The organism is Pelagibacterium halotolerans (assembly GCF_044811015.1).
Taxonomy (GTDB): domain Bacteria; phylum Pseudomonadota; class Alphaproteobacteria; order Rhizobiales; family Devosiaceae; genus Pelagibacterium; species Pelagibacterium halotolerans_A.
This window is the reverse complement of the sequence record NZ_CP085243.1, coordinates 2,724,321-2,736,512: the sequence shown is the minus strand read 5'-3', so window position 1 is coordinate 2,736,512 and position 12,192 is coordinate 2,724,321. Positions and strand designations below refer to the sequence as shown.

Here is a 12,192-nt window from a genome sequence, read left to right as displayed (position 1 = left end):
TGCACTAACCTTTGACACTGCCCGCCGTGAGCCCCTGCACGAGGAATTTTTCGAACCAGAGGAAGATGACGAGGATCGGAACGGTCGCGACCACGGCGCCCGCCATCAGGTGTTGGCGCGGCACCTCGGCCGAATCGAGCGCGACGACGCCGCGCGGAAGCGTGAAGATCGAGGGATCGTCGAGGAACATGAACGCGAACAGGAACTCGTTCCAGGCGATCATGAAAACATAGAGCGCAACCGAGGCGAGCGCCGGCAGCGACAGGGGCAAAGTGATCTTGCGGATCACCCCGAACCGGTTGAGCCCGTCCATCAGCCCCGCCTCCTCGAGCTCGGGCGGCAGGCCCCGGAAATAGCCCTGGAGCATATAAAGCGCTACGGGCACCGTGGTTGCCGGATAGACGATCAAAAGTCCCAGGATGGTATCTCTCAGCCCAAGCTGGGAGAAGACCGCATAAAGCGGGATCACCAGCACGATGGCCGGGACCATATAGATCAATAGGATCGATTGGGTCATCACCGACCGCCCGGGAAACCGCAGCCGTGCAACCGCATAGGCGCCGGGGATCGAAAACAAGAGCGTAATGATGACCGCTGAGACCGAAACAATCGCCGAGATCAGCATGAACCGGCCGAAATTGTATTGCGTGAAGAGCTGGTAGTAGCTCTCGAACAACCCCAGGCCCTTGGAAAGGTCGACGGAAAGATCGAGCGGGTTGAAGATGAGCTGCTGCTGGTTTTTGAGACTCGTCATCACCATGACGTAGAAGGGCAGCACCACCATCACGGTGAAAAAGACGAACCCGACCCCCTTAAAGACCCGCGCTAGCAGCACTTCGATCCGGTAGCGGTTCAGGTTCCCCGCCTCGATACCCGAAAGGCAGGCGAGGTTCCCGAGCGTCACCGCCCCGCACACAAGCGCGATCGCGACCGCCTGGATGACCGGCGCAACCCCGAGGGTTTGCGAAAAGGGCGCGGCGAATGACGTAGCAAGCAGCCCGACAACCGCCGCGAGGAAGGCTCCGAGCGAAACAGCCTGCGTCCTCAAATCCGGGTCGCGCGTCACGATCACCCCTGCGCTCGCGGCCCCTGCAATCGCCCCGGCAAGAACCACCGGCGTCGCCGCAAGCCCGGTCATCAGCGTGATCGCGATCCCCGAGGTCACCACCGCGATAACACCCCAGAGCGCCCCGACCAGCAGGGCCAGCACAAATCCCGTGCCGATACGCATGGTTCAGCCCTCCTCCCGGTGAATGAAGCGGAAATAGGCCGTCGCGAACGCAACGAGAAACAGGAAGACGACAACAGCCACCGCCGCCCCCGCGCCGAGATTGGAGAGCGCAAACCCCTGCTCATAGACCTCGACGGTCAGCGTGCGCGTGCCAGCGGCGCCGCCGGTCAAAAGGAAGATGTCGTCGAACTTGTTGAACGTCCAGATGAACCGCAAAAGGAACAGCGTCGAGAGAATGCCCAGGAGCTGCGGCAACGAGATATGCCAGAAGACCTGAAACGGCGAGGCCCCGTCGACCTCGGCGGCCTCGTACATGTCCGAGGAGATCGACTGCATCCGCGCAAGGATGAAAAGGAACGAAAGCGGGAAATACCGCCAGGCCTCAAAGGCGATGACCGAGGCCAGCGCCAAGGGAAAGTCGACCGTCAGCCCGAACAGGTTCATCTCGACCGCGCGCTGGCCGAAGAAATTGATCCCCGCGTCGGTGATGTTCATCCGCTGCAGGATCGCATTGAAGGTGCCCGAGAACGGATCGAGCAGCACAACCCAGGTAAAGGTCACGGCGATCACCGGCGCGACATAAGGGAATAAAAACAGCCCCCGCAGCCAGGACCGGCCGAAAAATTCGGTGTTGAGAAGCTGCGCGGCAAACAGCCCAAGCACCAGCGCGCCAGCCGTCCCGAAGACGGTATAGGCGATGGTCACCCACAAAACGCCCCAGAACGCACGGGAATCGAAGATTCGCACGAAGTTTCCAAAGGTGAATTCGCCGCTCGTCAATACATTGGGTGCGTCGCCGTCCATCACGGGCGCGCTCGCGCGCGGATCGATCTCTTCGCCCGTCAATCCTTCGACGGGCGTGGCGATAAATTCGATGGTTTCACGATAACCCGGCGCGAAATCGCCCAGTTCGCAAAAAACCGCGCGCCCGTCGATCGTGCAGCGCTCATCGATCTGGTCTACTGCGATGGTCTCGGGCAGCGTGTCGGCCAGCGTCACATTGGTAATCACGTTGTCCTGCGAGGAATTGCGCAGGCGGTATTCGATGGTGAACTGCGCGCCCGCGACATCGTCGTCGCCACTCGTGCGCTCCGAAACGATCGGCGCGGCGGGCCGCAGATCGGCGAGTGCTACCGGCTTGACCGAAATCCAGAAATTGGCCGCAAGCGGAAACAGAACGATCGCAAAGACGATAACGAATGTCGGCATCAGCATGCCGAGTGCCAACCGCGCCTCGGCGCGGGCCATCGGCCCCACCTTGCGTTTTGGCTTCGTCGCGCGCTCGGGATCGGGCTGGGCCGGGACCATGTCGGATCCGGTCATCGTATCGCTTCCCTCGAATAAACCTGTGGCGGGCCGGGCCGCGCGTCAGCGAAACGCGGTCCGGTCCCATGGGGGAGGAGACCCCTATTCGATATTGGCCAGTTCGGCATTCATCGCCTCGACCGTCGCCGCGGCATCGCGTTCGCCGTCGATGAATTCCCGGACATAGCGGTTGATCATCTGCGAATTGATGATCCGCGAAGCCAGCGCGAGCTGGTTCTCCGTTGCTCCCCAACGCCCGGCGGTTTCGAGCCCGGCGACAATGTCCCCGATCACCTCTTCGGGATAGAGATCGGCCAGCGGCGCCTTGCGATCGACGCCGACCGGCAAAGTCGCCCAAAGGTCGACGAAGGCAGTCGGGTCTTCCGGTGTCCCGCGACGGACCGGGAACTTCCCCTCGGGCGCAATCGAAAGCGTGTTCTCATAGCCCTCGCTCATCGAATATTCGACAAACGCCGCGGCATCGTCGGTATCGGCATCCATGGTGATGCCGAAATACCGGATATCCGCCCAGGCCGAGCCGTCCGGGTTCGACGGCCCCGAAATCGTGGTCGTAACTCCGGTTTTGCTCGCCAGTTCGGTCGATGTCGGATCGTCATTGATCGCTGGCGGATCGCTGTCGCGCAGGCCCGCAAGCTCGTCGAGGATAAACGGCGACCAGATGATCATCGCCGCATTACCCGTGAAATAGAGCTGGCGCGACTGTTGCCAGTAAAGATCGCCCGGCGGCGAGGCTTCGGCCAACGTCTTATAAAATTCAAGTGCCTCAATCGTAGGCTCGGGATCAAACCCGGTCGAGCCATCCGCATGAACCGGGCTGACGCCATTGGCGAGGAAGACGTGCTCGAGCATCTGGCTCATATACGCTTCGTCCACCTTGGTCGCGGCGACGAACCCGTACAGCTCGGGCGGATTGTGTAGCGCTTCGATCGCTGTGGCGATCGCCTCGTAGCTCGTGGGGGGTTCGAGGCCGGCTTCCTCAAAGAGGTCGGTGCGATAGACCACCATCTGCGTCCAGCCGTCGACCGGCACCGCGGCGGTTTCCCCGTCGAAATCGGCAAAAGCGAGCGCGCCGGGCGCAAAGGTATCGCGTCCGAGCTCTTCAACAACTTCATTGGCCGCCTCGACGTCCAAAATCCCCGCCTCGGCCCAGGGCAGCGCATATTGCTGCGGGTGATAGATGACATCGGGCAGGTTCCCCGCCGCGAACGCCGCGGTTGCCCGCGTCCCCAGCTCGCTTTCGGTCACCGGGATGACTTCGACCCCAATACCCGTTTCCGCCTCGAAATCGGCGGCAAGCTGTTCCTGCCTGGCTAGCCGGTCGGGCTGTTCCTCGGTCGTCCAGAACTGAAGCTGTGCGTTTGCCAGCGACGTCGAGAGCATCAGCCCCGCCGTCGCGAGCGTTAGAATACCTGTGGTTTTCCTGATCATTCGTTTCCTCCCTTCGATGATCTTTCCATGAGATGTGCCGGGGGATTGGCTGACGCGCGTTGCGTCAGCTTGGCTTCCCACAGAACCTGGAAATCGGTTGGATCGGCGCCGTCGATCAGCGCCCGGATCATGCGGGCGACTTCGCAGCCCGCTTCATGGCTCGATTGGCTCATCGTGGTGAGCGGAGGATCGGCGGCTTCGCCAATAGGCAGGCCGTCATAACCGATCACCGAAACGTCGTGCCCGGGCTTGAGGCCCGCGCGCCAGACCGCCCGCATCGCCCCGAGTGCAACCGCGTCGGTAATGCATATCACCGCCGTCGGCGGGGTGGGCAGCGTCATCATCTGGGCCATGGCCGTTTTTGCCATGACCGCGTCGGCGACGCCGTCGACGCGGTAACCGGGCAGAATCTCGAGCCCGACCTCGCTCATCGCCCGCTCGTAACCCTTGCGGCGCAGAGACGCGAAGTTGAAATCAAGGTCCCCGCCAAGATAGGCGATATGCCGGTGCCCCAAATTGTAGAGATAGTGCACCGCGTCGACGAACGCCTTTTCATTGTCGACATCGAGCCAGGCATAGCCCGAAGGATCCTCCGTGCGCCCGTGAACGACGAAAGGCACGCCCTGCTCTAAGAAATAATCCACCCGCGGATCGTGCCGCCGTGTGCGGGTGACGACGAAACCACCCACCTTGCCTGCGCGGATCAGGCGTTCGGCGACATCGACCTCGCTATGACCCTCGGGCACCGCCGCAACGATCAAATCCCAGTCATGCGCGGCAAGTTCGCCCGCCATTCCGTCGATCATTTCGGCCAGGAACGGATCAGTGACGTGCCCCTCGCGTGCCGGCAGAACGAACCCGACAGTTTCGATCACACCGCGCGCAAGCCGCCGCGCCGTGGACGAAGGCCGGTAACCGAGCTCTTTGGCTGCAGCGATAACCCGCTCACGTGTCTTGACGGCGATGTCGGGGTAGTTGTTGAGCGCGCGCGAAATCGTGCCCTCGGAAAGCCCCAGATGCGCAGCAAGCCGTGCCAGCGATACAGGCTCATTGCGCCGCGCCGCGCCGCGCTCCGTCGTATTCATAAACATCCTCCCAGCCCGAAACACTTCTCGCTTTTTGTCTTCGAAAGCGCTTTCGGAATACGATCAACGCTACCGAAAGCGCTTTCGATTGTCAAATGCTGCTAAAAATGACCAAGAGGCGTCATCGTTTCCGCCATGCAATGCCTCTTGCCCGCACCAACGATTGCCCGATACAAACATATTAGTCAGATCAAGGGAGGACACACTCATGCCAAAGCGCATCATCTTCACCGGCGGCAGCGGCAAGGCGGGGCGGCATGTGGTACCGTACCTTGTAGAGCGGGGCTATGAGGTGCTCAATCTCGACCTCGTCCCGCTCGATCATCCCGGCGTCACGACGATCCAGGTAGATTTGACCGATTCCGGCCAGGTCTTCAACGCGCTCTCGATGCATTTCGATTTCGATGGATTGACGACCGGCAACGGCCCGGCACCCATCGACGCGGTCGTCCATTTCGCGGCCATCCCGCGCATCCTGATCAAGCCCGATAACGCAACCTTCACCGAAAACGTTACCTCGACCTACAACGTCATCGAAGCGGCCACCAAGCTCGGGGTCAAAAAAGTCGTCATCGCCTCGAGCGAAACCACCTATGGTGTGTGCTTTGCCGAAGGCGACAAGGACTTCGCCCAGTTCCCGCTCGACGAGGATTACGACGTCGATCCGATGGATTCCTACGGGCTCTCGAAAGTCTGCAACGAAAAGACCGCCCGCGCCTTCGCCATGCGCTACAAGGCCGACATCTACGCGCTCAGGATCGGCAACGTCATCGAGCCGCACGAATACGAACGCTTCCCGGGCTTCATCGCCAACCCCGCCTCGCGCAAGCGCAACGCCTGGAGCTATATCGACGCGCGCGACCTCGGCCAGATCGTCGATCTGTGCATCGGCAAGGACGGACTCGGCTTCCAGGTCTTCAACGCGGTCAACGACGAGATCACCGCCACCGAACCCACAACGCAATTTCTTGCCAAATGGGCACCCAATACGCCCATAACGCGCGCAATGGACACCTTTGAAGCGCCAATTTCCAACCGCAAGATCCGTGAAGTTCTCGGCTTCAAGGAAGTCCACAACTGGCGGCAATATGTGAAAGTCGACTAGCCGAGGCGAGCCCTAAGCCGGGAGCGTCAGCCCCGTCGCCCGCTCGATCTTCGCTTCAAGCGGCAAGTCCGCAGACGACGTGCCGAGCTTCAAGCTGAACACCCCAGGCTCCACGACCCAGTTGCCACCATCGGGATCGAAAAACGCGAAGGCGCGCGCATCGAGCCGCAGCGACAGGACGTCGCTCGCGCCTGGGCCCAACACCGTCTTGCCGAACGCTTTCAATTCCTTCTCGGGCCGCGGCAGCGTCGCCTCGTGGTCGCTCACATAAAGCTGCACGACGCACGAACCAGCCCGATGCCCGGTATTGGTGACCCGCACCGAAACATCCACCACACCCTCGGCCTCGAATCGTCCGTCCTCGACACCGAAATCGGTCAGCGAAAAATCGGTGTAGCTCAGCCCGAACCCGAACGGGAACAAGGGCGCAATCCCGTGCTTGTCGTAGTGCCGGTAACCGACGAAGACGCCCTCGTCGTAGCGCACTTCCCCGTCCTGCCCGGGATAGACTTTCGGGTCCTGGCTGTGGGCAGGGTTGTCGCTCCACTTGACCGGGAAGCTCTGCGGCAGCCGTCCGCCCGGATCGGTGTGGCCAAAGAGCACATCGGCAATCGCGTTGCCCGCCTCCTGGCCCGGATACCAGGCTTCGATGACCCCCGCGACATCGTCGATCCACGGCATCTCGACCGGCCCGCCGGTCTGGAGGACGACGACGGTTCTGGGATTGGCCTTTGCGACGGCGGCAACGAGATCGTTCTGGCGCCCCGGCAGCGTGATCGATTCAAGGTCCGAGCCTTCCGTATCCCACTGTCCGTTACGGCCGATGAACACGAGCGCTACATCGGCATCGCTTGCCGTGCGCGCGGCCTCTTCGATGGCTTCTTGGCCGAGCGGCAGCCCGATCCCCAGATGGAACGCCGCAAGCCCGAGACTGGCAAAATCCTTGGTCGCAAATTCGACCACGACCTCATGCGCCTTACCCGCCTCCAGCGTGGCTTCGCCGATAACCTCGTCACACCCTTCCTCGAAATAGGTGCGGCCCTTCTGCCAATTGGTCCACGCATCTGCCACCAGTGTGCCGTCGACATAGACCTTGGCAAAACCTGCACTATAGACGCCGACCTGGTATGTGCCGGAAAGCTCCGGCGTGAACGTTCCCGAAATCCGTGCCGAAAAGCTCAGCGGATCGACCTTGCCATCGGCAACCCGCCCGATCCAGAAGGCCTGCGCTTCTTCAACCGTTTCGGTGAAGACCGGATCGCCCGAAAGGTCCCGATTGGCGAAATACTGGACCGTGAAGCCACCCTTGGCGGTCGGCTCGAACCGATGGTTGGTGCACCCGGCAGCATAGGCAAGCCGCCCCTCGCCGGCCGCGGCAACGAGCCCTTCCCACGGGCTGATCGCATAGTGTGGATTGAGCTGCGCGCTCCCCCCACCCATGATTTGCGCGGTCTTGGCATTCGGCCCGATGACGGCAATCTTGCCTTTGCCCGGAAGCGGCAGCACGCCGTCGTTCTTCAAGAGCACCATTGCCTCAGCGCCAGCGCGGCGGATGAGCGCGCGATGTTCGGGGCGGTTGTCTGCCTTTTCCTCGTGCGGACGTTGATCCTTGAGCGCACCCGTCCGGTCCATCACGGTGAGAATGGCGCGCACGCGATCCCTGATCGTCTCCCGCGAGACCTCCCCGGCCTCGACCGCAGCCACGAGCTTTTCGCCCCGGTCGCGCGTAGGTCCGGGCATTTCGAGGTCGAGCCCGGCATTGACCGTTTCCGCTGTCGAATGCGACCCGAACCAATCCGACATCACCAGACCCGAATAACCCCACTGCTTGCGTAAAACCTCTTCGAGCAGCCAGGGATGTTCGGACGCAAAGGTGCCGTTGAGCTTGTTGTAAGCCGTCATCACGCCCCAGGTCGTGGCCTTCTTGACCGCCCACTCGAACGGAACGAGATAGACCTCCCGCAGGCTCCGCTCGTCGATCTGCGAAGAAATCGTCGTCCGCTCGATCTCGGATTCATTACCTGCGAAATGCTTGATCGTCGCGCCTATGCCCTTGTCTTGCAGCCCGCGGATATAGGCCACCGCCAGCTCCGCCGCGAGGATAGGATCTTCCGAATAGCACTCGAAATTCCGTCCGTTGGTCACCGAGCGGTGAATGTTAACCGTGGGAGCAAGCAGCATATGCGCGCCCTTGGACTTAACCTCGTCGGCGAGCGCGCCGCCGATCTGCTCCACAAGATCGGTGTTCCACGTCGCCCCCAGCGCAATCCCCACCGGGAAACTCGCCGATTTCACCCCGCCGATCAACGACCCGCCGCCGCGCGCGCCATTGGGCCCGTCAGTCACTCGTAACTTGCCGATCCCCAGCCGCTCGATAGCCGCAACTGACCAGAAATCCTCTCCTGAAAGCAGGCTGACCTGCTCTTTTAGTGTCATCTGGTCGATCAGCGATTCGATCTCGGTGGGGCGCATGACTGGGATCCTCCGCAACTGTCCTTTTGATTGGCGCCACCTATAACAGCTTTGCCGCTCAAGGTGTATGACCGCTTCGAGCCCGGCCGAAGAAGCAGGATGCCCTCACCGGGGCGATACCCCCTCGAGGAAAATGCGCACCGCGACCGCAACATGCGCATCGATCTCCCCCGCGTCGGGCCGGGCTCCGGGGAAAAACATGATCCGCTGCTGCAAATTGCCCTTGACCATTTCGAGGAACGCGATTGCAGCCCGTTCCGGATCGTCCATCCGCAGTCGGCCACGCTCGGTTTCCCTTCGCAGATACGCGGCGACCGATGGGTAGGCGCGCCCCGGCCCGAGCTCGTAAAAGGCCGTGCCCAGTTCGGGAAAGCGACCGGTCTCGGCGAGAATCAGCCGGTAGCTCAAGAGCATTTCGGGCGCCGTAATAATGGCGACGAACCGCTTGCCGAGGGCCGGGAGCACAATTTCAGGTGGAGCATCGACGTCGGCCAGCGAGCCGAGCGGAGCGAGCATGCGGTCGAAAAGGCGCCGCATGGCCCGCACGAACATCGCCTCCTTGTCCCCGAACAAAGCATAGATATCCCGCCGCGACCCGCCCGTCCGCGAAATGACCATCGCCAGTGTCGTCGCGTCGAACCCGTTTTCGAGGAAAAGCGTCGCAGCGGTATCGAGAAGAACCGCCTCTCGTTCCGATTTTCCCTTTCTCGCAGACATATGTGTGCCTCTTGACATTGGTACCCATTGGTACCAATTCATAGCATAATGGTACCGACAAGTACCAATATCTGACCTACCCTGCACGAAACAAGGGGGATAGACCGAACCCATGACACCCAAAATCCTGATCGTCGGCGCAGGCCCTACGGGCATGACTGCGGCACTCGAGCTCGCGCGGCGGGGCATTGCCGCCGATATCATCGAAAAACGCGATGCGCCCTCCCCACTCTCGCGCGCGGTCGGCATCCTCCCGTCAAGCATGGCAATCTTCGCCGCCTCGGGCGTCGATAAGGTCATCCGCGAAGCGGCGCTCGAAGTGGCCGAGGTCGAAATCTTTTTCGAGCGCAAAAAGATAGTTTCCCTGCATATGGATGCAGATCCGGACCCGCACGTAAGGCTTCTGAGCCTACCCCAGGACCGAACCGAGACGATCCTGCGCGACGCTCTCGCCAACCGGAATGTATCTGTGCGCTATGGCAAGTCGCTCGAGCGCCTCGAACAGAACGAAACCCACGTCCGCGTCCGGATCGACGGCGAAAGCGCCGAATATGATTATGTCCTGGCCGCCGACGGCGCCCGCAGCACGGCCCGGACCCAACTCGGCCTCACCTTTGAGGGTTTCGATCTCCCCGAAACCTGGTCGATCGCCGACATCGAGGTCGATGATTGGCCGCGGGTCGGCTTTTTCAGCGTCTATCTGCGCAAGAACGGCGAGGCGGTGTTCGTCATCCCCATGGAAGCTCACCGTTACAGGCTTGTCGCCAACGCACCCGACGCGCTTGCCACCATGCCCGGCACGGTCGACGTCTCCCGCCTCAACCGCAGCGGGCAGTTCACCATCGGCATTCGTCAGGTCGAGCGCTACAGCCGGGGCCGTGTCTTTCTCGCCGGCGATGCTGCGCACACACACTCACCCGTCGGTGGCCGGGGCATGAACCTGGGCATCTCCGACGCTGCCGAATGGGCCCAACGTCTTGCGGACGGTACCTTGGACGGCTACCACGCCTCTCGCCATGCCGCTGGCCGGAAAATCATTGATTTCAGTGAATCGAGCCGTAAAGGCGTGCTGACCGCAAACCGCCTCAAGCGCACCACCACCCTCGCCGCTCTGCGCATTTTCAACGCCATACCCGCCCTCAACCGCCAGATGGTGCGCAGGATGCTCTTGAGCTGACACGAGAGGCAGCGCACGCGAAATGCGGGCCAGAGTGCTTTCAGGCGGACTTGATCATGTCGGCGGCCTTTTCCGCGATCATGACGACCGGAGAAGCGGTATTTCCCGAAACGATCCGCGGCATGATCGAGGCATCGATCACACGCAGCCCGTCAAGTCCGTGCACGCGTAAATCGCTCCCGACAACGGCGTTGGCGTCCTGTCCCATCTTGCAGGTCCCGACCGGATGAAAGATCGTCGTGGCGATATTGCCGATTTCCCGCAGGAGATCGGCTTCCGAGGCCACCGCAGGCCCGGGCAGGATTTCCTCGGGGGCATGGGGCGCCAGCGTCTTGGCGGTCATGATGCGGCGGGCCTGTTCAACCGCCCGTACCGCGACCTGCCGGTCGGCTTCCGCCGAGAGGTAGTTGAGCCGGATGTCCGGCTGCTGCTCGGGATCGGGCGTCAGGGCATGGCTACTGCCAACGCTCTGCGGACGGAGGTTACAGACCGACACGGTGATGGCCGGGAAAGGATGCAGCGGATCGCCGAGCCGATCGGTCGAAAGCGGCTGCACGTGATATTCGAGATCGGGCGTTTCCAGCGACGGGTCGGATTTGGTGAACATGCCGAACTGGCTCGGCGCCATCGATAGCGGCCCACTCCGAAATAGCCCATATTCGACCGCCATCCTCGCCTTGCCGAACAGCGAGTTGGCCGCCGTGTTGAGCGTTTTGGCGTTACCCACCTTGTAGACTGTCCGGATCTGCAGATGGTCCTGCAGATTTTCCCCTACACCGGGGCTCTCGTGGACGACGGGAACGCCGAGACCGGCGAGAACTTCAGGCCGGCCAACGCCGGAGAGCTCGAGAATCTTCGGCGAATTGATCGCTCCTGCGGCGAGCAGGACGTCGCCCCTCGCCCGCGCCTCGACCACCTGCCCTTTGTGCCGGAAACGGACCCCGGTAACGCGTTTGCCATCGAACGTAAGCCGATCGGTCAGAGCATGGGTGATGACACGCAGATTAGGGCGCCGCATGGCAGGACGCAGAAACGCCTTCGCCGTGTTCCAACGCACACCACCGTTCTGGTTGACCTCGAAAAAGCCGGACCCCTCATTATTGCCGTCGTTGAAATCGTCGCGCGGCATGACGCCGAATTCCATGGCGCCCTGCTGGACCGCCTTGAGAATATCCCAGGAGAGGCGCTGCCGTTGCACCTTCCATTCGCCGCCCTTGCGATGCCAGGCACCCTCGCCTGCGTGATGGTCTTCGGATTTGAGGAAATAGGGCAGAACGTCGTCCCAACCCCAGCCGGCGTTGCCGAGCTGGCGCCAATGATCGTAGTCGGCGGCTTGTCCGCGCATGTAGATCATGCCGTTGACCGAAGTGCAGCCGCCCAGAACCTTGCCACGCGGATAAACGAGCGACCGGCCATTGAGACCGGGTTCGCTCGCCGTCTTCATCATCCAGTCGGTGCGCGGATTGCCGATGCAATAGAGATACCCCACCGGGATATGAACCCAGTGGTAGTTGTCGCTGCCACCCGCCTCAAGCAGCAACACGCGCTTCTGTGGGTCCTCGGTCAACCGGTTGGCGAGCACGCAACCGGCCGTTCCGGCGCCGACTATGATGTAATCGTAATCCCCTTCGAGATGGTGAGCCTGTTCCAT

General features: G+C 61.8%; 9 protein-coding genes. 2 read left to right on the top strand and 7 right to left on the bottom strand.

From position 1 onward, the window contains the following. Positions 1-4 precede the first annotated feature (4 nt). From LG281_RS13310 to LG281_RS13295, 4 genes are all read right to left on the bottom strand, one after another. Entirely contained in the window at positions 5-1,231 is a 1,227-nt protein-coding gene (locus LG281_RS13310; protein ID WP_404401454.1) for a carbohydrate ABC transporter permease, read from the bottom strand. Positions 1,232-1,234: 3 nt separating this feature from the next. Continuing rightward, the gene (locus tag LG281_RS13305) at positions 1,235-2,554 is read right to left on the bottom strand and encodes a carbohydrate ABC transporter permease (RefSeq protein WP_404401452.1); all 1,320 of its coding nucleotides are present in this window, start codon (positions 2,552-2,554) and stop codon (positions 1,235-1,237) included. A gap of 84 nt (positions 2,555-2,638) precedes the next feature. Further along, positions 2,639-3,985, bottom strand: coding sequence for an ABC transporter substrate-binding protein (locus LG281_RS13300; RefSeq protein ID WP_404401450.1), 1,347 nt, complete (start codon positions 3,983-3,985; stop codon positions 2,639-2,641). Further along, on the bottom strand, positions 3,982-5,070 hold the full coding sequence (locus tag LG281_RS13295; protein ID WP_404401448.1) for a substrate-binding domain-containing protein: 1,089 nt from the start codon (positions 5,068-5,070) through the stop codon (positions 3,982-3,984). Before LG281_RS13295 ends, LG281_RS13300 begins: the two co-directional genes overlap by 4 nt. 208 nt (positions 5,071-5,278) lie before the next feature. Here LG281_RS13295 and LG281_RS13290 point away from each other — a divergent pair, with 208 nt between their 5' ends. Further along, a complete protein-coding gene (locus LG281_RS13290) occupies positions 5,279-6,175 on the top strand; it encodes an NAD-dependent epimerase/dehydratase family protein (protein WP_404401446.1) in 897 nt (298 codons plus the stop codon). A gap of 12 nt (positions 6,176-6,187) precedes the next feature. On the opposite strand, the gene LG281_RS13285 is transcribed toward LG281_RS13290, so the two are convergent. Then, positions 6,188-8,647, bottom strand: coding sequence for a beta-glucosidase H (locus LG281_RS13285; protein ID WP_404401444.1), 2,460 nt, complete (start codon positions 8,645-8,647; stop codon positions 6,188-6,190). Positions 8,648-8,752: 105 nt separating this feature from the next. Beyond that, positions 8,753-9,364 carry a TetR/AcrR family transcriptional regulator gene (locus LG281_RS13280; protein ID WP_404401442.1) on the bottom strand — a complete coding sequence of 204 codons (612 nt, stop codon included), beginning with the start codon at positions 9,362-9,364 and terminating at the stop codon, positions 8,753-8,755. A gap of 112 nt (positions 9,365-9,476) precedes the next feature. On the opposite strand from LG281_RS13280, the gene LG281_RS13275 reads away from it, so the two are divergent. Continuing rightward, the gene (locus tag LG281_RS13275; protein ID WP_404401440.1) at positions 9,477-10,541 is read left to right on the top strand and encodes an FAD-dependent oxidoreductase; all 1,065 of its coding nucleotides are present in this window, start codon (positions 9,477-9,479) and stop codon (positions 10,539-10,541) included. A 40-nt stretch (positions 10,542-10,581) separates the two neighbouring features. Here LG281_RS13275 and LG281_RS13270 read toward each other — a convergent pair whose 3' ends face one another. Further along, positions 10,582-12,192 (bottom strand): GMC family oxidoreductase, encoded by a 1,611-nt coding sequence (locus tag LG281_RS13270; RefSeq protein ID WP_404401438.1) that lies wholly within the window; start codon positions 12,190-12,192, stop codon positions 10,582-10,584.

Bases quoted from the DNA above. Each gene is read 5' to 3' on its own strand.
- LG281_RS13270 (WP_404401438.1), bottom strand. From the start codon at position 12,192: ATGGAACAGGCTCACCATCTCGAAGGGGATTACGATTACATCATAGTC.
- LG281_RS13295 (WP_404401448.1), bottom strand. From the start codon at position 5,070: ATGAATACGACGGAGCGCGGCGCGGCGCGGCGCAATGAGCCTGTATCG.
- LG281_RS13280 (WP_404401442.1), bottom strand. From the start codon at position 9,364: ATGTCTGCGAGAAAGGGAAAATCGGAACGAGAGGCGGTTCTTCTCGAT.
- LG281_RS13275 (WP_404401440.1), top strand. From the start codon at position 9,477: ATGACACCCAAAATCCTGATCGTCGGCGCAGGCCCTACGGGCATGACT.
- LG281_RS13285 (WP_404401444.1), bottom strand. From the start codon at position 8,647: ATGCGCCCCACCGAGATCGAATCGCTGATCGACCAGATGACACTAAAA.
- LG281_RS13300 (WP_404401450.1), bottom strand. From the start codon at position 3,985: ATGATCAGGAAAACCACAGGTATTCTAACGCTCGCGACGGCGGGGCTG.
- LG281_RS13290 (WP_404401446.1), top strand. From the start codon at position 5,279: ATGCCAAAGCGCATCATCTTCACCGGCGGCAGCGGCAAGGCGGGGCGG.
- LG281_RS13310 (WP_404401454.1), bottom strand. From the start codon at position 1,231: ATGCGTATCGGCACGGGATTTGTGCTGGCCCTGCTGGTCGGGGCGCTC.
- LG281_RS13305 (WP_404401452.1), bottom strand. From the start codon at position 2,554: ATGACCGGATCCGACATGGTCCCGGCCCAGCCCGATCCCGAGCGCGCG.